The organism is Rahnella sp. ATs2 (assembly GCF_051851855.1).
Taxonomy (GTDB): domain Bacteria; phylum Pseudomonadota; class Gammaproteobacteria; order Enterobacterales; family Enterobacteriaceae; genus Rahnella; species Rahnella variigena.
Genome location: NZ_JBLYPL010000011.1, coordinates 60,036 through 86,649 on the forward strand (window position 1 = coordinate 60,036; position 26,614 = coordinate 86,649).

General features: G+C 52.8%; 23 protein-coding genes. 13 read left to right on the forward strand and 10 right to left on the reverse strand.

Features of this window, described 5'->3' with window-relative positions; genetic code table 11:
• Positions 1–25: 25 nt before the first annotated feature.
• Both pntB and pntA read right to left on the reverse strand, forming a co-directional pair.
• A complete protein-coding gene (gene pntB / locus ACJY2G_RS13750; RefSeq protein ID WP_129638265.1) occupies positions 26–1,417 on the reverse strand; it encodes a Re/Si-specific NAD(P)(+) transhydrogenase subunit beta in 1,392 nt (463 codons plus the stop codon).
• Positions 1,418–1,426: 9 nt separating this feature from the next.
• On the reverse strand, positions 1,427–2,956 hold the full coding sequence (gene pntA, locus ACJY2G_RS13755) for a Re/Si-specific NAD(P)(+) transhydrogenase subunit alpha (protein ID WP_112288689.1): 1,530 nt from the start codon (positions 2,954–2,956) through the stop codon (positions 1,427–1,429).
• 537 nt (positions 2,957–3,493) lie between these two features.
• Between pntA and ydgH the strand changes: the two genes are divergently transcribed.
• On the forward strand, positions 3,494–4,447 hold the full coding sequence (gene ydgH / locus ACJY2G_RS13760; protein WP_112288690.1) for a DUF1471 family protein YdgH: 954 nt from the start codon (positions 3,494–3,496) through the stop codon (positions 4,445–4,447).
• Between the two features lie 76 nt (positions 4,448–4,523).
• Here ydgH and ACJY2G_RS13765 read toward each other — a convergent pair whose 3' ends face one another.
• Positions 4,524–5,636 carry a dipeptidase gene (locus tag ACJY2G_RS13765; protein WP_439291834.1) on the reverse strand — a complete coding sequence of 371 codons (1,113 nt, stop codon included), beginning with the start codon at positions 5,634–5,636 and terminating at the stop codon, positions 4,524–4,526.
• Positions 5,637–5,886: 250 nt separating this feature from the next.
• Between ACJY2G_RS13765 and ACJY2G_RS13770 the strand changes: the two genes are divergently transcribed.
• The 10 genes from ACJY2G_RS13770 to ACJY2G_RS13815 all read left to right on the forward strand — a co-directional run bounded on the left by ACJY2G_RS13770 (position 5,887) and on the right by ACJY2G_RS13815 (position 17,131).
• Positions 5,887–7,482, forward strand: a complete 1,596-nt coding sequence (locus tag ACJY2G_RS13770) for an ABC transporter substrate-binding protein (RefSeq protein WP_439291835.1) — start codon at positions 5,887–5,889, stop codon at positions 7,480–7,482.
• Complete coding sequence (locus ACJY2G_RS13775; RefSeq protein ID WP_112288693.1) at positions 7,479–8,492, forward strand: ABC transporter permease; 1,014 nt, start codon at positions 7,479–7,481, stop codon at positions 8,490–8,492. Before ACJY2G_RS13770 ends, ACJY2G_RS13775 begins: the two co-directional genes overlap by 4 nt.
• Positions 8,489–9,415 carry an ABC transporter permease gene (locus ACJY2G_RS13780; protein ID WP_430320209.1) on the forward strand — a complete coding sequence of 309 codons (927 nt, stop codon included), beginning with the start codon at positions 8,489–8,491 and terminating at the stop codon, positions 9,413–9,415. Before ACJY2G_RS13775 ends, ACJY2G_RS13780 begins: the two co-directional genes overlap by 4 nt.
• Positions 9,415–10,245 carry an ABC transporter ATP-binding protein gene (locus tag ACJY2G_RS13785; protein ID WP_095922004.1) on the forward strand — a complete coding sequence of 277 codons (831 nt, stop codon included), beginning with the start codon at positions 9,415–9,417 and terminating at the stop codon, positions 10,243–10,245. The genes ACJY2G_RS13780 and ACJY2G_RS13785 overlap by 1 nt, the downstream gene beginning before the upstream one ends.
• Complete coding sequence (locus tag ACJY2G_RS13790; protein ID WP_112288696.1) at positions 10,242–11,027, forward strand: ABC transporter ATP-binding protein; 786 nt, start codon at positions 10,242–10,244, stop codon at positions 11,025–11,027. The genes ACJY2G_RS13785 and ACJY2G_RS13790 overlap by 4 nt, the downstream gene beginning before the upstream one ends.
• 85 nt (positions 11,028–11,112) lie before the next feature.
• Positions 11,113–12,663 (forward strand): serine hydrolase domain-containing protein, encoded by a 1,551-nt coding sequence (locus ACJY2G_RS13795; RefSeq protein ID WP_430320208.1) that lies wholly within the window; start codon positions 11,113–11,115, stop codon positions 12,661–12,663.
• A 393-nt stretch (positions 12,664–13,056) separates the two neighbouring features.
• Positions 13,057–13,533 carry a GlcG/HbpS family heme-binding protein gene (locus tag ACJY2G_RS13800; RefSeq protein ID WP_430320207.1) on the forward strand — a complete coding sequence of 159 codons (477 nt, stop codon included), beginning with the start codon at positions 13,057–13,059 and terminating at the stop codon, positions 13,531–13,533.
• A gap of 78 nt (positions 13,534–13,611) precedes the next feature.
• On the forward strand, positions 13,612–14,196 hold the full coding sequence (locus tag ACJY2G_RS13805) for a sugar dehydrogenase complex small subunit (RefSeq protein ID WP_430320206.1): 585 nt from the start codon (positions 13,612–13,614) through the stop codon (positions 14,194–14,196).
• The gene (locus tag ACJY2G_RS13810; protein ID WP_430320205.1) at positions 14,189–15,793 is read left to right on the forward strand and encodes a GMC family oxidoreductase; all 1,605 of its coding nucleotides are present in this window, start codon (positions 14,189–14,191) and stop codon (positions 15,791–15,793) included. Before ACJY2G_RS13805 ends, ACJY2G_RS13810 begins: the two co-directional genes overlap by 8 nt.
• A gap of 18 nt (positions 15,794–15,811) precedes the next feature.
• Positions 15,812–17,131 carry a c-type cytochrome gene (locus ACJY2G_RS13815; RefSeq protein WP_430320204.1) on the forward strand — a complete coding sequence of 440 codons (1,320 nt, stop codon included), beginning with the start codon at positions 15,812–15,814 and terminating at the stop codon, positions 17,129–17,131.
• Positions 17,132–17,176: 45 nt separating this feature from the next.
• Here the strand turns inward: ACJY2G_RS13815 and ACJY2G_RS13820 are convergent, their stop codons facing one another.
• Positions 17,177–18,283 carry a GGDEF domain-containing protein gene (locus ACJY2G_RS13820; protein WP_430320203.1) on the reverse strand — a complete coding sequence of 369 codons (1,107 nt, stop codon included), beginning with the start codon at positions 18,281–18,283 and terminating at the stop codon, positions 17,177–17,179.
• Between the two features lie 271 nt (positions 18,284–18,554).
• Between ACJY2G_RS13820 and dauA the strand changes: the two genes are divergently transcribed.
• A complete protein-coding gene (gene dauA, locus ACJY2G_RS13825; RefSeq protein WP_129638273.1) occupies positions 18,555–20,234 on the forward strand; it encodes a C4-dicarboxylic acid transporter DauA in 1,680 nt (559 codons plus the stop codon).
• A gap of 50 nt (positions 20,235–20,284) precedes the next feature.
• On the opposite strand, the gene kdsA is transcribed toward dauA, so the two are convergent.
• The 6 genes from kdsA to hemA form a co-directional block, all read right to left on the reverse strand.
• Positions 20,285–21,139 carry a 3-deoxy-8-phosphooctulonate synthase gene (kdsA, locus tag ACJY2G_RS13830; RefSeq protein WP_120162524.1) on the reverse strand — a complete coding sequence of 285 codons (855 nt, stop codon included), beginning with the start codon at positions 21,137–21,139 and terminating at the stop codon, positions 20,285–20,287.
• 94 nt (positions 21,140–21,233) lie between these two features.
• Positions 21,234–22,043: an invasion regulator SirB1 gene (sirB1, locus tag ACJY2G_RS13835; RefSeq protein ID WP_112288705.1), complete on the reverse strand. Its 810-nt coding sequence runs from the start codon at positions 22,041–22,043 to the stop codon at positions 21,234–21,236.
• A gap of 2 nt (positions 22,044–22,045) precedes the next feature.
• Complete coding sequence (locus ACJY2G_RS13840; RefSeq protein WP_112288706.1) at positions 22,046–22,438, reverse strand: SirB2 family protein; 393 nt, start codon at positions 22,436–22,438, stop codon at positions 22,046–22,048.
• A gap of 64 nt (positions 22,439–22,502) precedes the next feature.
• Positions 22,503–23,336, reverse strand: a complete 834-nt coding sequence (gene prmC, locus ACJY2G_RS13845) for a peptide chain release factor N(5)-glutamine methyltransferase (protein WP_430320202.1) — start codon at positions 23,334–23,336, stop codon at positions 22,503–22,505.
• Positions 23,336–24,433, reverse strand: a complete 1,098-nt coding sequence (gene prfA / locus ACJY2G_RS13850; protein ID WP_129638275.1) for a peptide chain release factor 1 — start codon at positions 24,431–24,433, stop codon at positions 23,336–23,338. The genes prmC and prfA overlap by 1 nt, the downstream gene beginning before the upstream one ends.
• Positions 24,434–24,465: 32 nt before the next feature.
• A complete protein-coding gene (gene hemA / locus ACJY2G_RS13855) occupies positions 24,466–25,728 on the reverse strand; it encodes a glutamyl-tRNA reductase (RefSeq protein WP_120162522.1) in 1,263 nt (420 codons plus the stop codon).
• A 262-nt stretch (positions 25,729–25,990) separates the two neighbouring features.
• On the opposite strand from hemA, the gene lolB reads away from it, so the two are divergent.
• Positions 25,991–26,614 (forward strand): lipoprotein insertase outer membrane protein LolB, encoded by a 624-nt coding sequence (gene lolB, locus ACJY2G_RS13860; RefSeq protein ID WP_120162521.1) that lies wholly within the window; start codon positions 25,991–25,993, stop codon positions 26,612–26,614.

Here is a 26,614-nt window from a genome sequence, read left to right on the forward strand (position 1 = left end):
GGCCTTTTTCATTGCGGCTCAGGAATTAGAGAGCACGCAGGATTTTCTCAACGCTTTCTTTTGCATCGCCAAACAGCATCTGAGTGTTTTCTTTGAAGAACAGCGGGTTCTGCACACCGGCATAACCAGTATTCATTGAACGTTTGAAGACGATCACGTTCTGCGCTTTCCACACTTCCAGCACCGGCATACCCGCAATTGGACTGCGTGGATCTTCCTGTGCCGCCGGGTTCACGGTGTCATTTGCACCGATAACCAGCACAACATCGGTATCGCTGAAATCGTCGTTGATTTCGTCCATTTCCAGCACGATGTCATAAGGCACTTTCGCCTCAGCCAGCAGAACGTTCATATGGCCCGGCAAACGCCCTGCAACAGGATGAATACCGAAACGAACCTTGATGCCTTTAGCGCGCAGTTTGGCGGTAATGTCATGCACCGGATACTGTGCCTGAGCCACCGCCATGCCGTAGCCCGGGGTGATGATCACTGAGCTGGCGTTTTTCAGCAGCTCAGCCACATCTTCCGCGCTTGCTTCATGATACTCACCCATTTCTTCAGCGTCGCCCGTAGAAGAGCCATCAGTACCGAAACCACCGGCGATCACGCTGATAAACGAACGGTTCATCGCTTTACACATGATGTAAGACAGAATTGCACCTGAAGAACCCACCAGCGCACCGGTGACGATCAGCAGGTCATTGCTGAGCATAAAGCCCGCTGCCGCCGCTGCCCAACCGGAATAGGAGTTCAGCATGGACACTACAACCGGCATATCCGCACCACCGATGGAAGACACCAGGTGCCAGCCGAACGCCAGAGCGATGATGGTCATGATCAGCAATGCAACAACCTGCAGACCGACGCTTTCGGTGCGAACAAACATCACCATCAGCAGGAAAGAAACAACCAGCGCAGCCAGATTCAGTTTATGACGATGCGGCAAAGCCAGCGGTTTGGAAGAGATAATCCCGCGAAGTTTACCAAACGCCACAATCGAACCGGTAAAGGTCACCGCACCGATGAAGATACCGAGGAATACTTCGGTCAGATGGATGTTTTCCATCACGCCTTCCATCGGCACCGCACCGTGATCCAGATAGCTGTTAAAGCCCACCAGAACCGCAGCCAGACCCACGAAGCTGTGCAGAATGGCAACCAGCTCAGGCATTTCTGTCATTTCGACTTTACGTGCCAGATAAACACCAATCGCACCACCGATCACCATGGCGACGATGATCCAGCCAACGTTACCGGAGTCAGGTCCAAGAATGGTCGCGATTAACGCGATGGCCATCCCGGTGACGCCGAAAATGTTACCCTGTTTTGATGTTTCATGTTTTGACAGCCCGGCAAGGCTGCAAATAAACAGAATAGCGGCAACAATATATGCTGCTGTAACTAAACCCCCAGACATATATTCCCCTTAGTTCTTACGAAACATCTTCAGCATGCGCTGAGTGACGGTGAATCCGCCGAAAATATTGATACTGGCAATCAGTACGGCAATAAAGGACAGGAAACTGACCCATCCGCCATGACCGATTTGCAGTACGGCACCGACCACAATAATCCCCGAAATGGCGTTAGTGACCGACATCAGCGGCGTATGCAGCGCATGGCTGACATTCCACACCACGTAGTAACCGACCACACAGGACAGCGCAAACACCGTAAAGTGAGAGAGGAACTCTTTCGGCGCCACATTCGCCAGCCAGCCAAACAGCACAATGGCAACGGCCATGATGATGAATTTGGTCCACGGAGACGCGGGCTTAACTTCAGCTTTTGCTACCGGCTCAGCGGCTTTCGCAGCCTGCGGCTGAGCAGAAACCTGAATCGGCGGTGCCGGCCAGGTCACTTCACCGGCTTTCACCACGGTCACACCGCGCACAACGGTATCTTCAAAATCGATTTCGATTTCACCGTTTTTCTCTTTGCACAGTAATTTCAGCAGGTTAACCAGATTGGTGCCGTAAAGCTGGGAGGACTGCGTCGGCAGGCGGCTTGGCAAATCGGTATAACCGATAATCTTCACGCCGTTTTCTGTAGTGGTAATCTGGTCTGCAACCGTCAGTTCACAGTTACCGCCCGTCTGGGCTGCCAGATCGACAATCACACTGCCCGGTTTCATCGAAGCGACCATCTCTTTGGTGATGAGCTTCGGTGCAGGACGTCCCGGGATAAGCGCGGTGGTCACAATGATGTCTACTTCTTCGGCCTGGGCTGCGAACAGCGCCATTTCCGCTTTAATGAAGGCTTCTGACATCACTTTTGCGTAGCCGTCACCGCTGCCCGCCTCTTCTTCGAAGTCCAGTTCCAGGAACTCCGCACCCATACTTTTTACCTGTTCCTTCACTTCAGGACGGGTATCAAAAGCACGGACGATAGCGCCGAGGCTTCCTGCTGCGCCAATGGCAGCCAGGCCAGCCACACCGGCACCGATGATCATGACTTTCGCCGGCGGCACTTTACCCGCAGCAGTGATCTGCCCGGTAAAGAAACGACCAAATTCATGCGCGGCTTCCACGATCGCGCGATAACCCGCGATGTTAGCCATTGAGCTCAGGGCATCAAGAGATTGTGCGCGGGAAATACGCGGCACAGAATCCATTGCCATTGCCGTCACCTGACGGTCAGCCAGTTTTTGAATCAACTCAGGGTTTTGCGCAGGCCAGATGAAACTGACCAGCGTGGTGCCTGCTTGTAATTTATCGATTTCATCGTTTTCAGGCGCATTCACCTTCAGCACGATATCTGATTGCCATACATCATCGCCGCTGACGACAGATGCACCCGCCAGTTCATAAGCTGCATCGTCAAAGCTGGCTAATTTACCCGCTCCCTGTTCGATAGCGACCGTAAAGCCGAGTTTAAGCAACTGTTCCACCGTCTTCGGCGTGGCTGCAACCCGGGCTTCATTGGTCAACCGCTCTCTTGGTACACCAATACGCATAGTATTCCCTTCACCCTTTTCATTGATGATTTGTGTCATCGTCATAACAATTCAACTTCACGCCTGCCGGTTAACAGTAAACCCCGGTTTGTATTTTTTCAGGCCGCTTATAACCTACTGAATATCTAATCAATAATCTACGTATCACAGCGATAGTCAGACAATTAATAATAAAAAAATTGATATGGGCCGCAAACCTGCTGCAAACCTGAGTAAACAGGCCTTTAATCCACCTGATAACCTGCTTTAAACCCGATCTATCACTGAGAGTTTCTCTACCTTAACCCGCTCAGAACGGGCATAAAAGTTAGAAAATAGTGAATAATTAACATTTATTTCACTACTTGGATTATTCAACAAACTTATATAAGTTATACCTGGTAAAAAAAGTCGCTATTATCGCCGGTGACGCACGCATTATTGCCATAAATTGCTGAGACACTCGGCATTGTTACATGCAATAATCGGCCGCTAACCTGTTACACATCAAGAATTCAGCACGTTTCAACATTACTGCGCAAGGTGAAAGGATTTTTTATGAAGCTGACAAAAACGATCATCGCATCGGCCCTGTTTTCTGTTTCTGCGCTGTCGGCTGCACATGCCGCGCAGGAAATTAGCCCACAGAAAGCTGCAGCCATTAAGCCTTTTGATCGCATTGTTATTACCGGGCGTTTCAACACGCTGGGCGATGCGGCTGATGCCGTGTCCCGCCGTGCCGATACGCTGGGTGCAGATTATTTTTATATTCAAGATACCAACAGCACTAACAATAGCGGTAACTGGCGTGTAGTGGCAGATATCTATAAAAAAGATGCGCCGGAAGTGAGCAAAGATCCCCATTATCGCGTCATTAATGGCGTGGTAGAGCTGCCGAAAGACGTCGCTTATGGACTTGAGCCTTTTGATACTGTGACTGTCAGCGGTTTCTATCGCAGCCAGCCAGACGTTAACGATGCCATTACAAAAGCGGCGAAAGATAAAGGGGCTTATTCCTTCTTCATCGTCCGCCAGATTGATGCCAACAGCGGCGGCAACCAGTACATCACTGCGTTTATTTATAAGAAAGATGCGCCAAAACGCGTGGTTCAGTCACCTGATGCTATTCCTGCCGATTCTGATGCAGGCCGTGCAGCACTGGCAGCCGGTGGCGCAGAAGCGAAGAAAGTTGAGATCCCAGGCGTAGCATCTTCCGGCAGTCCAAGCCGTGAAGTCGGCCGTTTCTTCGAAACACAGTCGTCTACTGGTAAACGTTACACCGTCACAGCAACCAACGGCGCGAAAATTCAGGAAGTGAATGACGTGACCGCCGCTCAGATGGTGCCGTTTGATTCCACGACCTTCACCGGTCACTTCAACAGCACCACGGATGTTTCACAGGAAGTGGCAAACCGTGCAGCTGCCAAAGGCGCCAAGTTCTACCACATCACTCGTCAGTGGCAGAACAAAAGCGGTGGTAACCTCACCATCAGCGCAGACTTCTTCAAATAAGTCTGAGCCCGAAACAGCAAAAAGGCAGCCAGAAATGGCTGCCTTTTCTTTTGCCGCGAACATTTTTCCCGAAGCCTTACTGCCCCCAGGTACGTTCCAGCACATTAATCCAGTTCTTGTAACAGATTTTCTCCAGCAACGCCTGGCCATACCCCGCTTTGCGCAGTGCTTCAACCAGCACCGGCAGACCGCGTACGTCCTTCATAAACGGTGCCATCGATGCCCCGTCAAAATCCGAACCGAAGCCCAAGCCATCCTCACCCAGATGTTCAACCAGATAATCCACATGACGTACCATAATGTCTGTGCCGGTATCGTCGCTGCGTTTGCCGTCTTCACGCAGGAATGGCACAGCAAAATTGAGCCCGACAAAACCGCTGCTCTCTTTGATTGCGCCAAGCTGTTTATCAGTGAGATTACGCGACATCGGGCATATGCTGAACGCATTGGAATGGCTGGCCACCAGCGGCGAGTCGCTCAGTTCAGCCACCTGCCAGAAGCCTTTTTCGTTCAGATGTGACAAATCAATCATGATGCGTTTTTGGTTACAGGCTTTGATCAGCCGGATACCCGCATCGGTCAGCCCCGGTCCGGTGTCCGGCGATGTCTGGTATTTGAATGGCACACCCTCGCCGAAAATGTTCGGGCGACTCCAGACTGGCCCGAGAGAACGCAGCCCCATGCTGTAAAGCACATCCAGATTATATAAATCCTCATCTATCGCTTCCGCCCCTTCAATATGCATAACCACAGCTAATGCATGGTTATCTATCGACTGTCTGATTTCCTGCGCGGTACGACAAACTTTCACCTTTCCCTGCGACTGTTCTTCGATTCTGAGCAGGAACGCCATCATGCCAAATGTGACGTCACGTGCAAAATCGAAAGAAGGTGTCGGGGAAAAATCAGGATGCTTTTGAGTACCTTCCGGCAGAAAACGGGTGTCCACAGTACGATCAGGCACGCTAATTGCTAGATCTACTTCAGGAGTAGGCACCCAGGCGGCGAAAAGCCCGCCGGCAAAGCCTGCGTCACGACAGCGCGGCAGGTCTAATTGTCCGCTGGCGGGTCCCTGAAGGAATGTCTGTGCAGGATCCTGACGATGTTCGTTCCAAAGTTGTAGCAAAACATCGTTATGTCCATCAAAAACCGGCATTAATTCTTCAGTTCCGTGCGCTACGTTATTCATAAAAAAGGTCTACCTTTGATTGAGCATGGCTAAGACAACGGAGATTTGTTCCGACAGGGTGCACTCACCGCGTGAAATTGCACCAGCAAAGAACAAGCACAGTACGCTTCACATTAGTTTTTTCGATATGAAACGTCGGGATGTGTAAAGCAACGGTTTTTCATTTAAGCCAGTTGCCCGGAGTTAAGTCAAGGGTTGGCCAACGTAATTTTTAATTTTACTTTTATATATCAACACGATGGGAGTAGTTATGGTTACCAGGCGTCAATTTGTTACCGGTTTTTCCGCAATACCTGTTCTGTCCTACCTGAAATTCGATGCTGTGTTTGCTGCCACACCGGCCTCAATTCTGGTGATGGCTATCCAGCTTGATATCATTACCAGCCTTGATCCGCATGAAAGCTTCGAGTCCGTGGGCAGTGAAATTACCGGCAATATGTACCAGCAACTGGTGAAACCAAAACTGGCCTCCCCTGATGAAATCGAAGGCGATCTGGCTGTTTCATGGACCGCTTCCAACGATAAAAAAACCTTCACGTTCAAACTCGACCCGAAAGCAAAATGGGCCGATGGAAAACCTGTGACCGCCGAAGACGCCGCATTTTCCCTGCAGCGTGTGGTGAAACTCGACAAGAGCCCGGCCTACATCATCAACCAGTTTGGCTATACCAAAGACAACGTCGACAGCCTGATTACCGCATCGGACGCCGAAACGTTGGTGATCCAGACCACCGAACCTGCTTCTGAATCCTTCCTGCTGTATTGCCTGACCGCGAACGTGGGCAGTATCGTGCAAAAATCTGCCTGCCTGGCCAATCAGGCAGGTGACGATCTGGGTAACGCCTGGCTGAAGAAAAACAGCGCCGGTTCTGGTGCTTTCAAACTGCGCGACTGGAAAGTCAGCGAATCCGTGATTCTCGAAAGCAACAAAAACAACCCGCACGCAGGCAAAATCCAGCGCATCATCATGCGTCACATCATCGACCCTTCTGCCCAGTTGCTCATGTTGCAGAAAGGCGATATCGATATCGCGCGTAACCTGACCACCGAACAGTTACGTCCTCTGCTGAAGGACAAAAACTTCACGCTGGTACAGAAAGGCATTGCCGGCACCTTTATGCTTTCTGCCAATACCGCGCATCCGAATCTTGCCAAACCGCAGGTCTGGCAGGCGATCAAATGGGCCATCGATTACGAAAACATCCAGCAGCATATCGTGCCGCTGACCCACAAAATCCACCAGAGCTTCCTGCCGGAAGGTTTCCCTGCGGCGGTGAATACCATTATGTACAAACGTGATGTGGCAAAAGCCAAAGCGCTGCTGGCCGAAGCCGGTTTCCCAAACGGTTTTGAAATCACCCTCGATCACTACTCCGCCTCGCCTTCTTCTGACATCGTGCAGGCATTGCAATCTAACCTCGCCGAAGTCGGGATTAAAGTCACGCTGCTGGCTGCCGAAAGCCGTCAGGTGCTGACTAAAATGCGTGCGCGCCAGCAGCAACTGGCGATGACCCAGTGGGGCGCGGATTACTTTGATCCGAACTCCAATGCAGAAGCCTTCTGCAGCAACCCGGATAACACCGACAAAGCCAAGAGCCGCACGCTGGCATGGCGTTGCAGCTGGCAGGATAAAGACATTTCAGATCTCAGCACCAAAGCGCTGAAAGAGTCTGATCCGGCCACCCGCATCAAACTCTACGAAGAGTTGCAGACCAGACATATGGAAAACAGCCCGTTTGCCATCATGTTGCAACCCACCATGACCGCCGCCTGCCGAAACGTGATTTCCGGCGTGGTATTAACAGTAATGAGCACCAGCCCTTACGAGAAGGTTGTTAAAGCGTGAGCAAGAGACTCAAAGGATTTCTGAGTACCTGCATCAGCGTTTGTCTTACTTTGTTTGGTCTGTCGGTGGTGACTTTTTTCATCGGTCGCGTGATGCCGACAGACCCGGTTCTGGCTGCGGTTGGCGATAATGCCCCGCAGGCAGTCGTCGAACGGGTTCGTCATGAAATGGGGCTGGATCAGCCCCTCTGGATGCAGTTCTTCCATTATCTCAGTCAGGTATTTCACGGTGACTTAGGCCGTTCTGCCCTGACCTCCAATCTGGTGACCACCGATATCGCGCGCTTTTTCCCGGCAACGCTGGAACTGGCGACGGCGGCCATTATTATCGCCGCTATTGTCGGTATTCCGCTGGGCGTCTGGGCGGCAACGCGTCAGGGCAGCTGGATTGATCAGACGATCCGCGTGGTGTGTCTGGCCGGTCACTCCCTGCCGGTGTTTGTGCTGGCGCTGCTCAGCCTGCTGATTTTCTATTCCGCGCTGGGTATCGCGCCGGGACCTGGGCGTCAGGACATCATTTATCAGGACATGATCCCGCAAGTCACCGGTTTGCTTACCGTTGATTCTCTGCTGGCCGGTGACATGGGCGCATTTTGGGATGCTCTTGCGCATATGGCCCAGCCGGTGCTGATCCTCGCGTATTTCAGCATGGCTTACATCACCCGCATGACCCGTACTTTTATGCTCAACGCACTCGGCGGGGAATATGTGATAACGGCCCGCGCGAAAGGGCTTTCTGCGCAACGCGTCATCTGGAAACATGCTTTCCCGACGGTCGGCGTACAGCTGATTACGGTGCTTGCACTGACGTATGCCGGTTTGCTGGAAGGCGCAGTCGTGACTGAAAACGTCTTCTCCTGGCCCGGCCTCGGGCAATACCTCACCGTCTCGCTGATGAATGCGGATATGAACCCGGTGATCGGCTCCACGCTGCTGATTGGCGCGATTTACGTGCTGCTTAACCTGCTGGCCGACCTTCTCTACCGACTATTGGATCCCCGCGTAAAATGAGCACTCTTCCTGTCACACCTCAACCCCGCGCGGGCAGCCGTGCCTGGCTGCTGGCCGATACGCCGCATACCCGGACACAAGCCGTCTGGGGCCGTCGTTACCGCATCTGGCTTGGTCTGTGCAAAAATCCGCTGGCCGTCACCGGCCTGTTCACCGTGCTGATCGTCCTGCTGATTTCCATCTGTGCGCCGTGGCTGACCAGTTATGATCCGGGTGCGCAGGATCTGGCACACCGTCTGGCAAAACCGTCTTCCCTGCACTGGCTGGGTACCGACGAACTGGGACGCGATACCCTGAGCCGTATTCTTTATGGCGGACGTATCACGCTTGGGATGGTGATTATTGTGGTGGCGATTGTTGCCCCGCTTGGCCTGCTGATCGGCTGCGTGGCCGGTTACGCAGGCGGATTGCTTGACCGTATTCTGATGCGCATCACCGACATTTTCCTGGCATTCCCGCGTCTGATCCTGGCTCTGGCCTTTGTGGCTGCACTCAGGCCTGGTATCGAAAGTGCCATTCTGGCGATCGCCCTTACTGCCTGGCCGCCGTATGCCCGTCTCGCCCGCGCTGAAACTATGCAGGTGCGCGGCACGGATTATATTGCCGCCTGCCGCCTGACCGGCGCGACACCGGCGCGTATTGTGCTTCGCCATATCATGCCGCTGTGCGTGCCCAGTCTGGTGGTGCGCATCACGCTGGATATGAGTTCGATCATTATCACCGCTGCCAGCCTGGGTTTTCTGGGGATGGGCGCTCAGCCGCCGTCGCCGGAATGGGGCGCAATGATTGCCACTGCACGCCGTTTCCTGTTCAGCGAATGGTGGGTGCCGCTGATCCCAGCCATTGCGATTTTTGTCACTTCACTGGCGTTTAACTTCCTCGGCGACGGCCTGCGCGACGTCCTCGATCCTAAGGAGAAATGATGCTGGTTGATATCAAAGATCTGCATATTACCTTTCAGACCAACAGCGGCAGTTTCGACGCAGTTCGCGGCGTTTCGCTGTCACTGGGTAAAGAAAAGTTCGGGATTGTCGGCGAGAGCGGTTCGGGGAAATCCCTGACCGCACGTTGCCTGATGAACCTGTTGCCTTCAAGTGCAAAATGCCGTGCTGAAACGCTGTCTTTCGACGGTATTGATTTGCGCAACGCCAGTGAAAAGCAGATGCGGCAGATACGTGGCAAACGCGTCGGATTTATTTTGCAGGATCCGAAATACTCGCTCAATCCGGTCATGCCCATTGGTAAACAGGTGGCGGAAGCGTGGCAGACGCATAAAGGCGGTTCGAAAAAACAGGCGATGAACGCCGCCATAGAATTGCTGGATCAGGTGCGTATCCGCGACCCGCATAAAGTCGCCGAACGCTATGCGCATGAAGTGTCCGGCGGTATGGGCCAGCGCGTAATGATTGCCATGATGCTGGCACCGGATCCGGAACTGATGATTGCCGATGAACCGACCAGCGCGCTGGACGCCACCGTGCAGGCCGAGATTTTACGCCTTCTGGATGACTTAGTATCCAGTCGCGGTATGGGGCTGATCCTGATTAGCCACGATTTGCCGCTGGTATCCAAATTCTGCGACCGCGTGGCTGTGATGTACGCAGGCCGTATCGTCGAAACATTACAGGCGGGCGACCTGCTGAAAGCACAACATCCTTACACCCGCGGGTTGCTGGAATGTCTGCCGTCGCTGAAACATCCGCGTGACAGACTGCCGGTTCTGGTGCGTGACGAAGCATGGAAAACCTCATGACTGACCAATCCCCTCTTTTCTATCAGGATGCAGATAACAGCAAAATTATTCTGAACAATCTGCGGATTGCTTTTGGCGAGACCGAAGTGGTCAAAGGCGTGAGTTTTAGCGTTGCGCCGGGCGAATGCTTCGGGATTGTCGGCGAAAGTGGCTCCGGAAAATCGACCATTTTACGCGCGCTGGCCGGACTGAATCAGTCATGGTCAGGAGAAATGGTAATCGGCGGTGAAGATCAACTGCCGGTACGCCAGAAACGCTTCTTCCGCCGCGTGCAGATGGTGTTTCAGGATCCGTACGGTTCGCTGCATCCGCGCCAGACCATCGACCGCATTCTCAGCGAACCTTTGATCGTGCATGGTTTTCTCAACATTGAGAAGCGCATAACCGATGCCCTGAGCGAAGTCGGTCTGCCGCAGGCGGTGCGTTTTCGTTTCCCGCATCAGCTTTCCGGCGGACAGCGTCAGCGTGTCGCCATTGCGCGGGCAATGATTTCGGAACCGGAAATTTTACTGCTCGATGAACCGACTTCGGCGCTGGATGTGTCGGTTCAGGCGGAGATCCTCAATCTGCTAAGCGACCTGCGTGAACGGCGGAAACTGACTTATATTCTCGTCAGCCACAATCTGGCCGTGGTAACGCATCTTTGCACCAGCATTGGCGTAATGATTGGTGGTGAAATGGTCGAGCTTCTGAGCGCAGACGATTTACGGACGGGCAACGTCACCCACCCGCATACAGCAGAACTACGATCGTTAAGTCTCAGTTTAGAGGAGCCAGAATAACCGTTGCACAAACGGACATTATTCCGGTCTCACGGGCAGTCCGGCTGCCCTCTTATTCACTGATAGACAGTCTGTGGAGATTCTCATGACCTCTGATTTACAGTGGCAAGCCGCTGAGGCGACAGCAAAACGCATTACTCAAAACTGGGATAAACCCGGTGAGCCCGGCGGGGCAATCACTCTTTTCGACAGTAAAACACTGCGCGGTTTCGCCACCGGTGGCCTGGCCAATCTGACCACTTCGCAGCCCTTCAGCATTGATTCCGTGGTTCGCTATGCTTCAGTCACCAAGCATATTTTCGCGGCGCTGGCCTTACTGAAAAGTGATGCCGGACTTTCAACGCAAGACCGCCTCGGTCAGTATCTGCCTGACCTGAAACCGCCGATGTCTGAAGTGACTGTCGGTCAGGCACTGGACATGACGGGCGGGTTGCCAGATGTACGCGAAACGCTCTCCCTGCTGGGGATTTCGGTTTATAACGTCAGCGATGCGGAGGCGATTATGGAATTTCTCGCGCAGGACGGCGCGCTGAATTTCCCCGCTGGCACCGAGATTTCCTACAGCAATACCGGTTACCGGCTGGTGGAAGAAATCCTCAGACAAAAAGGCATTTTGTTTGACGATTTGCTGGCGGAACACATCGCGCGTCCGCTTGATATAGCCTTTCACGCGCCGGAAACCTGGTTTGATATTGTGCCCAATCTGGTGCCCGGTTACTGGCAGGACACGAGCGGCTGGAAAACAGCGGTCGCCGGATTACATCTTTCGGCTTCCGGCAGTCTGACCGGCAGCGTACGGTCGCTTTCCGTCTGGCTGCAAAGCCTGCTGGCCGACAGCGGTCCAGGTGCAGGCGTGCTGAAAACGCTGACCGCGCAACGCCATCTGCACGGCAATATCCCTTCCGCCTACGGGCTGGGAACCACGTCGTCGCAAATCGGTGAACATACGGTTTACGGCCATGGCGGTTCCCATGCAGGATACAAAACCTATTTCCTGCTTCACCCGCAACTGGACGCGGGCATCGCGCTGGTGTCCAACCGTGAAGATACCACTGCCTATACGCACGCACTGGAAGTGATGTCCGCATTACTCGCATCACCGCTTCCCGCCCGCAGCGACGCCCTGCCGGACGGTTTGTATTCCAGCATCGCCGATCCTTACTGGCTGAAAGTCAGTAACGGCACCGCCAGTTATCTCGGTTCCGCCGATAACTTGTATCAGGGCGAAGATGCCGGTGAGGCCATTACACTTTCGGCGCATATGCCGATGCGCTTGCGCTGGAATGGTCATGCCATTGAAGGGGAAATCGGCCACGCGCCACGTTACTTCCGGCCAATCGAGCCCAATGACTGCCTGAAGATGGTCCAGGGGCGCTGGTATCATCCTGAGTCAAAAGCCGCCTTTGATATCGACGGCGACAAACTGCGAACTGGCGTTGGCACTCAGCGCGCCAGCGGCCAGCTAACCTCGCTGGGGGCTGGCCGTTTGCTGGTGGAACTTCCCGACGACGGGCCGTGGAAAAAAACCTTTTGTCTTTATTTCCAGGGCTACAACGTCAAACTCGTCTCGAACCGCAGCCGCGTTCTGAGCTTCCGCCGCGATGAATGCCGCAGCAGCTGGCAACCGGGGCAGTAACACCGGACGATTTACTGCAAAGCCTCCCGTCGCGGAGGCTTTTTTTTGTTAACTTCATCACATTTCATTAATACAAACGGATCATCTGGTACATAACCGCACAAAATGTTCAGTCCTTATTTAACAAGGCCTGCAAGCCCGTTTTGCCCAAAATACCCTCACAAAATCTCCTGAAAATTAGTTACCACCCGCAACCGTCACTTTTTCACGCTTGTTAATTGAATTAACATCTGGGAAACAAAATTCAATACCCGCTTCATCTGCATGGCATTAAGAAACACATCAAGTGTTCAGCTCATGACGCCACTGAATTTTAAAGATATTGATTTAATGCAATTATTTTTCCAGATCTTTTTTAAGCAATGTTTTGCTACCGCTACAAGGGATGAGTCTATGTCTGTTAAAAAACACACAGCACGTGCTGTGATTTGTGCTTCCGCTTTATTATTCTCTGCCACTTCCGCTTTCGCCGCCGGGCATCCTCAGCTCGATAGCGCGCAGGCTGCAAAAGTCATCGACAGTGTTAAATCGACTATTGCTGAGCAACACAGCACCGGTTGCGTTGCTGTTGTTGATGCGTCTGGTTCATTACTGGCATTCCAGCGTCTGGACGGTTCTCCTGCCGGATGCGTTGAGGCCTCCATCGGTAAAGCACGCACTTCAGCGCTGTATCACGCTCCTTCGCTGAAATTCATGCAGCGCCTGCAAGGCGGTGAAACTACCGTGCTGGCAATCCCGCACGCAGTGGCACTGGGTGGCGGCTTCCCGCTGACCATCAACGGTGAAGTGGTTGGTGCAGTCGGTGTCAGCACACCGAAGCAGGACATCGATAATCAGTCATCAGAAAAAGCGGCCAGCGTCCTGAAATAACAGGCACTTTTAATTACTCCTTCTTGTTGACGGCCACGCCCGTGGCCGTTTTATACGGAACATTTACGGACTTTCAGCATGATCAATCTCTCTCGTCGCCGGTGGATACTCGGCACTGCGGGCGTCTTGGTTGCGGGTATCGGTAGCCAGATGCTGGGCGGTGGCGTATTTGCCACCCTCGCCCATGCCGCGCCACCGCTGGCTTCTGCTGTGACAATGCCAGACAGTTTTATGGCACTTTCTAAACAGCTGACCGGCATGGACACGCTCGAACCGCACCTCGCTCAGGCGCTCTACAGCTGGCTGCATCAGTCACAAAATCATCAGTCATCAAATAATACGCAGCTCGACACGCAGCTGGATGCCCTTTCAGCGCTGATCACCACGCACAAAAATGTTGTCGGTGAAGATTTGCATCAGTTGCTGGCCACGCAACCGGCAGAGCTGGCGCAGCTGTATCAGCAACTGGTCAGCGGCTGGTATCTCGGTGTGGTGGGTCAGCCTGGCAGCCAGAAATGTATCGGATTCGAAAATATCGTCAGCTATCAGTTGCTGAAAAATAACCTGCTGCCGCCAAGTTATGCGCCGGGTGAACCGAATTTCTGGGTCAACAAGCCTGCTGCACTGCAACAAAATTCCACGGAGGTGATTGCTCATGGCTGATGCACTTAATGCAGATGTCGTTGTTATTGGTGCGGGTATAGCCGGTTCGCTGGCTGCGCTGAAAATGGTGAAAGCCGGCGTTTCCGTGCTGATGCTCGATTCAGGGCCGGTGATTAAACGCGATGAAGCGGTAGAACTGTTCCGTCAGTCACCGCTGAAAGGCGATTTCACCGAGCCGTATCCGCCCAAACCCTGGGCTCCGCAACCGAAGTTCCAGCCAAAAGATAACAACTATCTGATCCAGAAAGGCCCGGATCTCTATGCTGCGCAATATCTGCGCGGTGTCGGCGGTACGACGTGGCACTGGGCGGGACAGGCGTTCCGTTTGCTGCCAAACGACATGAAGATCAAAACACTGTATGGCGTGGGTCGCGACTGGCCAATCAGCTATGAAGAGCTGGAGCCGTATTACACCGAAGCGGAAATTCAGATGGGGGTTTCGGGTGATGATGCGCTGGACTCCCCGCGCTCGCAGCCTTATCCGCTGCCGGGTATTCCGCTACCTTACGGGTTCGACCGCATCAGTAAACGCATTGCCAAACTCGGTTACATCCTGGGTATCGGCCCACAGGCGCGCAACAGTATTCCTTACGATGGCCGTCCTGCCTGCTGTGGCAACAACAACTGTATGCCGGTCTGTCCGATTGACGCGCAATATCACGGCGGTATCTCCGCGCGCAAAGCCATTGAAGCCGGTGTACGCGTGATTGCCAACGCCGTGGTGTACAAAATCGAAGCCAATGACAGCGGTGAAATCGTGGCCGTGCATTATCTCGATGCAGACAAAGTGACCCACAAAGTCACCGGCAAACGCTTTGTGCTGACCGCCAACGGCATCGAAAGCCCGAAACTGCTGCTGATGTCCACCAGTGACAAATACCCGGACGGCATCGCCAACAGTTCCGGTATGGTTGGCCGCAACCTGATGGATCACCCGGGTACTTCCGTTGAATTCTATGCCGATGAACCGGTGTATTTCGGTCGCGGCCCGATGCGCCCGGGCAGTATCAATAATCTGCGTGATGGTGATTTCCGCCGCGAACGCTCTGCGTTACGTATCGACGTCGCCAACACCTCGCCGGTGCGTTATCTGACCGAGCGCCTGGTGCGTCAGGGATATTACGGCAAAGCGCTTAACGACAAACTGACCTACCAGTCCGAGCGTTTTATTCAGCTGAAATGCCTGCTGGAAATGCTGCCGGAGCCTGAAAACCGCGTGGTACTAAGCAAGACCGAGAAAGACGAATGGGGGATCCCGCGTCTGGAGGTTCACTACAAATTCCCGGACTACGTTCACCGCGGCTATGACCAGTCGATGCTCGACTTCCAGAAAATCGTCAAAGAGATGGGCGGCACCGAAGTGGTGTACAGCAAACGTGGCGTTTACGACAACAACCAGCACATTACCGGCACCATGATCATGGGCAGCGAACCGAAAGATTCCGTGGTGGATGGAAATTGCCGTACGCATGACCACCCGAACCTGTTTATTGCCGGTACCGGCATTATGCCTTCTGCTTCGACAGTGAATTCCACGCTGTCCGGAACCGCGCTGGCATTACGTATGGCTGACGCGGTGCTGAAAAGCCTGGCCTGATTTTCTGAGGATTGAGCAATGAAAATGAAATTCGTGCTGGCGGCGCTGCCGTTAATGGCAGCAGCCAGCGCCTGGGCTGATGATGCAGCAGGCAATGCGGAGATGATTAAACGCGGTGAGTATCTGGCAATAGCCGGTGACTGTACCGCCTGCCACACCGCACCGGGTGCAGATAAAACCGCGAAGTTTGGCGGCGGTTATCCGCTGGCATCCCCTTTCGGGGTGATTTACGGCACCAATATTTCTTCTGATAAGGAATTTGGTATCGGCAGCTGGAGTGACGATGAGTTCGTTCGCGCGGTGCGTGAAGGCGTCGGCAAAGACGGACAGCAGTTGTATCCCGCAATGCCTTACGATTCTTTCACCAAAATGAAACGTGAAGACGTACTGGCGATCAAAGCCTATCTGATGTCGCAACCAGCAGTACATTCCGCCGGGCCACAAACGGATTTGTCTTTCCCGTTTAACCAGCGCTGGGGCATGCGCGTGTGGAAGATGTTTAACTTCGATAAAGGCGAGCTGAAAAACGATCCGTCCAAATCAGCGGACTGGAATCGCGGCGCATATCTGGTGGAAGCGCTGGAACACTGCGGCACCTGCCATACACCGCGCACGCTGACCATGGGCATGGATACCGATAAAGCGTTTTCCGGCGGTGATTTAGGCTCGTGGGTGGCGTTTAATATCACGCCGGACAAAAACGCCGGGATCGGCAACTGGTCGCATCAGGAACTGGTAACTTACCTGAAAACCGGTTTTGTGGCGGGCAAAGCGTCAGCTTCCGGTGCGATGTCTGAAGCCATCGAGCACAGTTTGCAACATCTGACAGACAATGACCTGAACGCGATTGCGACCTATATCCGCTCGGTTCCGGCGATCGGTGATGACAAGCAAACCAAACCGCGCGATGAATGGGGCCAGAAAAATCAGGACGTTTATCCGCTGCGTGCTGAAGGTCAGACAATCGACCAGTCAGCCGCCGCCCTGTTTAATGCCAGCTGCGCAGCCTGTCACGGCAAAGGCGGTGAAGGCAGTGGCGAGGGCTTCCATGCGTATCCGTCGCTGTTCAGTCATACCAGTACCGGTTCTTACGACAACAGAAATCAGGTTTCCGTTATCCTTAATGGCGTGCAGCGTCATATGGATAAGGGCGAAATCATGATGCCGTCGTTTGCCAATCAGCTGAATGACGAGCAGATTGCGACACTGAGTAATTATGTCAGCACGCAATTCGGAAATCCGGCAGCGGCAACTGTCACCGCCAAAGACGTTGCAAAAATGCGTAAAGCGGCTGACCTGAAGTATCCGCCGAAAATTGAAGAAGGTACGCAGAAGTAATCTGCTTTCTGATAACAAACCCATGGAGCCTTTTAAGGCTCCTTTTTACATTCTGGAATAATGACGTTTCGTACCGAGCGTAGCCAGTGTCAGGATCGAGCTGGCGACCACGCGGTTTTTGCCCTGCCGTTTGGCCTCATATAATGATAAATCCGCCAGTTTTAGCGACTTGCGGATAATCATTCCCGGCAAATACAATGACACGCCTAATGACACCGTCACTTTAAGTTCCCTGCCATCTTCCAGAATGATCACGCAGTTTTCGACTTCCTGGCGGAAGCGTTCCGCTATAGCCAGCAGCGTCGGCGGGTCATAAGCCGACGTCATGACCAGAAACTCCTCGCCGCCGTAACGCCCGGCGAAATCTTCATTGCGTGTCAGGTGACGTAATAAACGTCCTACTTCAATTAATACCCGATCGCCCGCCAGATGCCCAAGGGTATCATTCACCCGTTTGAAGTTATCGATATCGAGCAGAATTAAGCCGCAGGCTTCCCGCTGCGTTTGCCGCTGCGCCAGCCAGTAATCAATACTGGCCCGGTTGTTAATTTGCGTCAGTTCATCAGTCGCCGCCTTCACGCGGATGGTGAACACTTTGCTCATGTAGATTTCTTTATAATTCAGCGCGTGATAACAAAGGATCATGCAGAATGCGGCCACCAGCTGATAAAAAATCAGCTCCGTCCATGGCACCTTAATGCCATGCAATCCGGAAACCAGCGCCAGACGGAAAATACCGATCAGCACAATGGTAATGTAAAGTTCACGGTGTTTCCGCCGTTGCCAGACACGGAATAAAAACAGGGTGCAGAGGATTATTGCGATAAATAGATTATTAAGCGTGAACATACCGCTGAAGAAAAATGCCACGAAATAACTGGATAACCCACTGAGCCAGCCGCCGAAAAAAGTCACTAAAATCATCGGCAACATTTCAAAACTAAAAGAAAGGCTGTCCGTTAGCGCCAGCTGATTGCCCCGCAAATAGAGCGACGTGATGCCCGCCACCAGGCCGAAGGCCAGGCGTTTCCAGTACGACCCTTTGAAGGTAAAAGGCTCACTGCGGCTGAGGACAAAAAAGCTGATCGAGAGCGTGGCGTACGTGACACAAATATCCGCATACAGGCTGGTCAGCGAAAATATATCCGGCATAATTAAATGCGTCCTCTCACGCTATTACCTGTCGATTCACGGGTATTAACATAAATATAGATGATGAATGCCTTCGTCGTATTCGCATGTAAAATAACTGGCGGCACATCACATTGCCACCCGTTACAATAAAATGAAGACTACACAGGAAAGTGTTATCGAGTCTTGATTTATATCTACGTAACCCAAGTCAGACCGGCGTAGGCTGTGACTTTTCCGGTGAAGGAATACCGGGTTATTATCAATTCTTCTCCCAGGTGGTTTACGCCCTATGAATATCTCAGGAAGTCGCCGCATCAGACTTTTCAGTGCTCTGACCGACGCCTGTTTTCGTGAAAAATATACCTTTCAACGTTTACTCAAAGACGCCATTGCGGGCGTAACCGTCGGGATTATCGCTATCCCCCTTGCGATGGCGCTGGCCATTGGCAGTGGCGTTCCGCCGCAGTACGGACTTTATACCTCAGCGGTAGCCGGGATAATTATCGCTATTTTCGGCGGCTCTCGCTTTAGCGTATCAGGCCCGACCGCGGCATTCGTGGTGATCCTCTATCCGGTTTCGCAGCAATTCGGCTTATCCGGCCTGTTGCTGGCGACACTGATGTCCGGCTTTATGTTGCTGCTAATGGGGCTGGCGCGTTTTGGCAGGCTGATTGAATATATCCCGTTGCCCGTCACGCTCGGGTTTACCTCCGGCATTGCGATTACTATCGGGACGATGCAGTTCAAGGATTTCTTTGGTCTGACGATGGCGACGGTGCCTGAACATTATCTGAGTAAAGTTGCCGCGCTGGTGATGGCATTGCCAACGCTGGATATGGGCGATGCAGCGATTGGCATTGTGACGCTCGGGGTCTTAATCCTCTGGCCGAAACTGGGATTGCGCGTTCCCGGCCATCTTCCGGCGCTGCTGGCCGGTTGCGCGGTAATGGCGATTTTCATGCAGGCCGGGCATCCGGTTGCGACTATCGGTTCCCGCTTTCATTTCCTGTTACCGGATGGCTCGCAAGGTAACGGCATCCCGCCTATCTTGCCGCAATTCGCCCTGCCGTGGACTCAACCCGATGGCAGCGGACTGAGCTGGTCTCTGGTGCAGGCGCTGCTGCCCGCTGCGTTTTCCATGGCAATGCTCGGTGCAATTGAATCGTTACTGTGTGCTGTGGTTCTCGATGGGATGACCGGCAAGAAACACCATTCGGACAATGAACTGATCGGTCAGGGTATTGGCAATATGGTCAGCCCTTTCTTTGGCGGTATTACGGCGACGGCGGCCATTGCCCGATCCGCCGCTAACGTTCGTGCCGGTGCGACATCGCCGGTGTCTGCTGTGATCCACTCCTTGCTGGTGATCCTCGCCCTGCTTATTCTCGCGCCGCTGCTTTCCTGGTTACCGCTGGCGGCGATGGCCGCGCTGCTGCTGATGGTGGCGTGGAATATGAGCGAGGCGCATAAAGTGGTGGATATCCTGCGCCGCGCACCGAAAGACGACATTCTGGTGATGCTGACCTGCATGAGCCTGACGGTGCTGTTTGATATGGTGATTGCCATTACTGCCGGTATCGTGATGGCGTCTTTACTGTTTATGCGTCGGATAGCGAAACTGACGCGGCTGACGGAAGTCCCTGGCGAAACGGCGGAAAATACGCTGGTGCTGCGTGTTAACGGTCCGCTGTTCTTCGCTGCGGCTGAGCGCCTGTTCAGTGAATTACAGGCGCGCAGTTCCGGTAAGCAAGTGATTGTCTTGCTGTGGGATCGTGTGGCTGTTCTTGATGCCGGTGGCGTTAATGCGTTGCAGCACTATATCGACGGTTTACCGGAAGGTACCGAACTGCGGCTTGCCGAAATCCCCTTCCAGCCCCTGAAAACCATGGCCCGTGCCAGAATGCATCCGGTTGAAGGAAAACTCAGTTTCTATAGTTCCCTGCAGGATGCCCTTCACAATCACCACTAAACGAAAAAGGCGACCCGAAGGTCGCCTTTGTTTTATCCGGCTGAGACAGATTATTTGCTGGTATCGAGTGCCGGGAAGCTTTTCACCAGATCATCGATAGCTTTCATTTGCACCAGGAAAGGCTCCAGTTTGTCCAGCGGCAATGCAGAAGGACCGTCGCATTTCGCGTGTTCCGGATCTTCGTGCGCTTCGATGAACAGGCCTGCAATACCGACCGCCATACCCGCACGTGCCAGTTCTGCTACCTGAGCACGACGACCGCCGGATGCTGCGCCAAACGGGTCACGTGTTTGCAGTGCGTGAGTCACGTCGAAGATGACCGGATGACCGCCAGTGGCGTTGATCATTACGTTCATACCCAGCATGTCGACAACCAGATTGTCGTAACCAAAGTTGCTGCCACGATCGCACAGGATAACCTGATCGTTGCCGCCCTCTTTGAATTTATCAACAATGTTACCCATCTGACCCGGGCTGACGAATTGTGGTTTTTTCACGTTAATGACAGCGCCGGTTTTCGCCATGGCTTCAACCAGATCAGTCTGACGCGCCAGAAACGCTGGCAACTGGATCACGTCAACCACTTCAGAAACAGGCTGTGCCTGCCAGGATTCGTGAACGTCAGTAATGATTTTTACACCGAAAGCTTTTTTCAGTTCCTGGAAGATTTTCATACCTTCATCCAGGCCCGGACCGCGGTAAGAATGAATAGATGAGCGGTTGGCTTTATCGAAAGACGCTTTGAACACGTAAGGAATACCGAGTTTCTGGGTCACGGTGACGTAATGTTCACAGACGCGCATCGCCATATCGCGAGATTCCAGTACGTTCATCCCGCCGAACAACACAAACGGCAGGTCGTTGGCGACTTTGATGTCCTGAATGCTAACCACTTTATGTTTCATACTTTGGCCTTTTAGTAAAAAATCCTTCATCTGAATCTGCCGCAACCGGCTGTTTTATCAACATTTATCAGATGGAACGAGAGGTAATTATAAATTAATGGAGTGTCACTTGCTTGTGCTCAATCGAGTGGATCTGCACTTTAATCACTTCTGAAATCGGGTCTTCCGGGCACTGTTCAACGAAATAATTGAGATCGTTGATCGCCACATGATCACATTCCAGCTGGGCGTAAATCAGCCCACGGTCACGGATTTCATACGGGTCTTCCGGGTCGAACTGTAATACGGTTTCGCTGGCACGAAGAGCCAGTTCAAACTGTTTTTCTTCCATCAGTGCGGCTTTAAGCGTGTCGAGCATTTTACGCACGATAAGCGTATTTTCCGCTTCATCTAGATCATCATCTTCGATTTCCGCCGTCACGCCCAGATTGCCTTTCAGCCACACATTGAGCATGTGCTCATTGAGCGTGTCGCCGTTGATAGGATTGAGCAGCCACATTTCTTCATCGAGCCAGTCGGCACGCATGATAAGTTGTGTCGGGAAAATAACCGGCATCAGCGGCAGATCAAGCTCATGCGCAATATGCAGGAAAATCACCCCCAGCGAAACCGGGGTTCCCTGGCGTGATGACAACACTTTGTCTATCCAGATAGCGTCAGACAGGCGATAAACGCCCCCCGCGCCACCAAAACCCCAGGTACGGTAAAACAGTTCAATCAACACTTCGAGCTGCTGATCCTGATCAAGATCCGCAGGAACGACGCTGCGCGCTTCATCAACCAGCAATTGCAACTGGTGGCGAACTTCGTCCGGATTAAAATCAAAACGCACGGATTCTGTTACTTTGATCACCCCGGCACTGAGCCGGGCGGTGTTAAATTCAAAATCAGCAAGGGTACTCATAGTTATCCCATTAGCAGCGGTATTTTCGTCAGCGCCAGTTTAAGAATCACATACAGGCAAGCAAGCGCCAGGATAAAGGCCAGCCAGCGGGTTTTCTGACTCACTGGTCGCTTGCTCAGGGCTACAAAACCCAACGCAATATAGATAATAACGCCAAAAATCTTTTCGGTCAGCCAGGTTCCCTGTGGGCTGAACGGATAAAAGTGTGTGATGAAGATAAGCGAAATACCACTTAATAGCAGTAAAGTATCCACAATATGTGGAACAACCTTCACCCAGCGTTTCTGCATCATAGCAGAACCCGCCCATTTCCAAAAAAATCGCAGGACAAACAGCGTAATGCTCAGCGTGATTGTCAGCAAATGCAGATTTTTAATCCAGACATACGACGCCATTGTCTGTTTCCTTTCTGTCAGTTGTTCTTAAGGAGTGATGTTCTTAGAAATTGATGATGCGTCATTATGGCTGCCATTGCCCGAGGCTGACACGATCATTCCCGCCATAATCTTTGATGGTCATCACCTGCTGATAGCCGGCATTCTGGAAAAGTCTTTGTACATCCGCCGCCTGTTGCCAGCCATGTTCAAGCAATAACCAGCCGCCTTTCTGAAGATACGCGGGTGCAGCGGCAATAATATGTGCGAGATCAGCCAGACCGGCATTATCTGCCACCAGTGCGCTCGCGGGCTCAAAACGCACATCTCCCTGAAACAGATGCGAGTCTTTAGCATCAATATAAGGGGGATTACTGGCAATCAGCGCAAAACGTTCTCCGGCAACCGGCGTAAACCAGCTGCCCTGCAAAAACTGCGCATTCAGGATACTTAGCTTCTGTGCATTGTGTTGCGCCAGGCTGACAGCATCGGGTTGCAGATCAATCCCGGTGACCTGGCAGTCAGGCCGTTCACTGGCTAAAGCCAGCGCGATGGCACCGGTGCCGGTTCCTAAATCGAGAATACTGACAGGTTCAGACGGCAGACGTTCCAGCGCCTGTTCGACCAGACATTCGGTATCAGGACGAGGGATTAATGTGGCAGGAGAAACAGAGAGAGGCAGCGACCAGAATTCGCGTTCTCCGGTCAGATACGCAACCGGCTCACCCTGCTCACGTCGCGCCAGCAGGGTTTCGAGCTGTTGAAGCTGTTCAGCGGAAAGTTGTGTTTCACCAAAAGCCATGATGAAAGTTCTTGCCCGGCCAGTCACAAAGCCGAGCAAGATTTCAGCATCACGCTTCGGGCTTTCACCCGCAGCCAGACGACCGGTGGCGTCACGCAGCCAGGACTGAAAATCCATCAATCCTGCTCTGAAAGTGCGGCGAGCTGATCGGCCTGATACTCCTGCACGATCGGCTGGATAAGACTGTCCAGTTTACCTTCCATCACTTCATCCAGACGATAAATAGTCAGGTTGATACGGTGATCGGTAACGCGCCCCTGCGGGAAATTGTAGGTGCGGTTACGGTCTGAACGATCGCCGCTGCCGAGCAGGTTACGGCGTGTTGAAGACTCTTCAGCCTGACGTTTCGCCATTTCAGCAGCACGGATACGCGCTCCCAGCACTGACATCGCTTTGGCTTTGTTTTTGTGCTGAGAACGTTCGTCCTGACATTCCACCACGATACCGGTAGGAATGTGCGTAATACGAATAGCCGAATCGGTGGTATTAACGTGCTGACCGCCCGCGCCCGATGAACGGAACGTATCGATACGCAAATCACCGGCGTTGATTTCTGGCAGTTCGGCTTCAGGAATTTCAGGCAACACCGCTACGGTACAGGCGGAGGTATGAATACGCCCCTGAGATTCGGTTTCCGGTACACGCTGAACGCGATGACCACCTGACTCAAATTTGAACTGGCCGTAAGCGCCTTCACCACTGATTTTGGCGATCACTTCTTTGTAACCGCCGTGCTCACCTTCACTGGCGCTCACGATCTCTACACGCCAGCGACGCATTTCGGCGTAGCGGCTGTACATACGGAATAAGTCACCGGCGAAAATAGCCGCCTCATCACCGCCGGTTCCAGCACGAATTTCCAGAAAACAACCGCGTTCATCGTCTGGATCTTTTGGCAGTAACAGAAGCTGTAATTTTTCTTCGAGTTCTTCGATATTGGCTTTGCACTCTTTGATCTCATCCTGCGCCATTTCGCGCATTTCTTTATCATTAAGAGCAGGATCGTTGAGCATCATCTCAGCGGTTTCTAAATCTTCCTGTGCCTTACGCCAGGCCAGAAAACATTCAGAAACAGCCGTTAACTGTGAATATTCGCGGGAAAGACTGCGGAATTTATCCTGATCGGCAATGACGCTGGCATCGCCAAGCATCGCCTGCACTTCTTCGTGGCGCTCTTGTAACGCTTCCAGTTTGGCAACAATAGAAGGCTTCATGCGTGGTGTTTAACCCTGTGAGAAAAGGAGAACTATTGCTGACCCAGCCCGAGGCTGTCGCGTAAAATTTGCAAACGCTCCACATCACCGTCGCTGGCTGCCTGTTGCAGAGAACGGGTTGGTGCGTGAATAAGGCGGTTTGTCAATTTATGGGCTAATTCATGGATCACCGCTTCGACGTCAGCGCCCTGCGCAATGGCGGCGAGAGCTTTTGCTTGTGCGTCGGCGCGAATAATATCAGCACGCGAGCGATAATCACGAATAATTTCAACGGCTCCCTGCGAACGCAGCCAGGCCATGAAGTTTGAACTCTCCTGCTCCACGATAGTTTCAGCCTGAATGGCCGCCGCTTTGCGTTGTGCAAGATTGTTTTGAATGATGCTGTGCAGGTCATCGACGCTGTACAGATAGACGTTCGCCAGTTTGCCGACTTCCGGTTCAATATCACGTGGAACGGCGATATCCACCATCAGCATTGGCTGGTTACGGCGGGCTTTTAATGCACGCTCGACCATACCTTTACCGATAATCGGCAACGGACTGGCGGTGGAACTGATTATGATGTCGGCTTCAGCGAGGCGGGAATCGATATCCTGCAGGCTGATCACTTCTGCGTTCACTTCCGTCGCCAGCGACTGCGCACGTTCGCGCGTACGGTTGGCAATCATCATGTGACGCACATTATGCTGATGAAGATGACGCGCAACCAGCTCGATGGTTTCACCCGCACCGACCAGCAACACATTCACATCTGAAAGGGATTCGAAAATCTGGCGCGCCAGCGTACAGGCAGCGAACGCCACAGAGACGGCGCTGGCACCGATATCCGTTTCAGTACGGACACGCTTGGCCACCGAGAAGGATTTCTGGAACAGACGTTCCAGTTCACCGGAAACGGCCTGACCGTTTTGCGATTCCGCAAAGGCTTTCTTCACCTGCCCGAGAATTTGCGGCTCACCGAGAACCAGTGAATCCAGTCCGCTGGCGACGCGCATCAGATGGCTGACGGCTTCATTATCATGATGCCAGTAAAGGCTTTTGCGGACTTCATCTTCACTCAGATGATGGTAATCGCATAACCACTTAACCAGCTGTTCCTGCAGATTTTCCTGCTGCTCAACGCTGAGATACAACTCAGTGCGGTTACAGGTAGACAACACGACTCCGCCCTGCACCAGCGGTTGCTGGAGCAGACTGGAAAGCGCCTGATCGAGAGTCTCGGGTGAAAATGTTACCCGTTCACGCAGAGACACCGGGGCTGTTTTGTGGTTGATACCTAATGCAAGCAGGGTCATATCGGGAGCGGTTATCGGCTTATACTTTATAATAGTATGGGTTTACGTCTGCTGCGCATTCTACAAGATGCGCGAGATCAATAAAAGGCGAACAGCACCTTCGGTTAAATCCTTTTACACATCAGCATTGTCCCAAAACGAATTGATCGCCGATCATCTGCGCAGGGTTGAGATCATCCAACGCTTCTGCTGTGCTAAACTGACGCACGCCACATTTGCCATGGCATCCCATTTCGCCAAAGCACAAAGGATTTTATCTGTTATGCCAATGCGTAAAGCACACTTTGTCCGCCTTCTTCCTCTTGCAAGCTTAGTGCTTGCCGCCTGTTCGATTAACGCGCCGAAAGGCCCGGCGACCAGCCCGACTTCTCCGCAGTGGCGTGAACATGAAGCTCAGGTTAAACAGCTCGAGCATTATCAGACCCGCGGTTCTTTCGCTTATCTTTCCGATAAACAGAAAGTCTATGCCCGCTTCTTCTGGCAACAATATTCCCCGGACAGCTACCGTTTATTGCTGACCAATCCGCTGGGCAGCACCGAAATGGAGCTTAAAGTGCAAAGCGGTATTGCGCAGCTGACCAATAATGAAGGCAAACGCTATACCAGTGATAATCCTGATGACATGATCCAGAAGCTGACCGGCATGTCGATCCCGCTGGCTAATCTGCGTCTTTGGATGCTTGGCCTGCCAGGCGATGGCACCGATTTCACGCTCGACAGCCAGTACCGTCTGTCTCAGGTTAAATTCACGCAGAACGGCAAAGCGGGCACCGTGGTCTATCAGAGCTATGACGATGACGCCAAACCCTCCCTGCCGCAGCGTCTGGAAATGACTCAGGGCGAACAGCGTATCAAACTGAAAATGGATAACTGGACGCTAAACTGA